This window comes from Mesorhizobium sp. M0816 (assembly GCF_040320005.1).
Taxonomy (GTDB): domain Bacteria; phylum Pseudomonadota; class Alphaproteobacteria; order Rhizobiales; family Rhizobiaceae; genus Mesorhizobium.
On record NZ_JAMYOT010000112.1, the window covers coordinates 1 to 691 of the forward strand.

The window sequence follows — 691 nt, forward strand, 5'->3', positions numbered from 1 at the left end:
GCGCAGAGGTTTTGCGCTTCCGACCAACCCAGGCGCGCAGGCATTCTGCGTACCAAAGGAGACGATCATGTTGGATGAACTTCGATACCGTTTCGCCCGCTGGATTGCCTATCGCCAGACGCTTGCGAGCTTGAGGCAGGCCCGGGACAGCACACTGGCGGATGCCGGCATTTCTCGCGAAGAGATCCGCGAGCGTGCCCGCCACGCCAGCTTGCGTCGTTGAGGAGCCGGGCATGCAGATGATGATGCTTTGGGATGGCCGCTCGGTACCGCGCATCGGCATCGGCACCTGGGCGGCGGGTGGCCCCGCGCGTTGGCGTGACACGGCGACAATCTATGGCGAGGTCGACGATATCAGGTCGCAAGCCGCGCTGGCGATGGCTTATGAGATCGGCGCGCGGGTGTTCGACACGGCTGCCGCCTACGGCGCCGGCAATGCCGAACTGATCCTCGGGCGGGCGTTGAGGGGTAAGGACGAAGCCGTCATCGTCACCAAGGTCGGCTATTTCGGCGATCCCGAAACGCGTAAGATCGCACCCGAGGATGCCTCTGCCGCGGCAATCCGGACATCGATCGACAATTCGCGGCAGCGCCTGCAGCGGGATTGTATCGACGTCGTGCTGCTACATATCAACGAGTATCCGATCGAGCGCGCCGGCGAGGTGTTCGATACGCTCGGCCTGTTGCGCCA

At 63.7% G+C, this 691-nt stretch carries 2 protein-coding genes; both read left to right on the forward strand.

The genetic code is table 11. The features are described 5' to 3' along the window. Positions 1–67 precede the first annotated feature (67 nt). Positions 68–223, forward strand: a complete 156-nt coding sequence (locus NKI17_RS36920; RefSeq protein WP_156937304.1) for a YjiS-like domain-containing protein — start codon at positions 68–70, stop codon at positions 221–223. 10 nt (positions 224–233) lie between these two features. Continuing rightward, a partial coding sequence (locus tag NKI17_RS36925; protein WP_352907959.1) for an aldo/keto reductase occupies positions 234–691 on the forward strand: 458 nt, incomplete at its 3' end.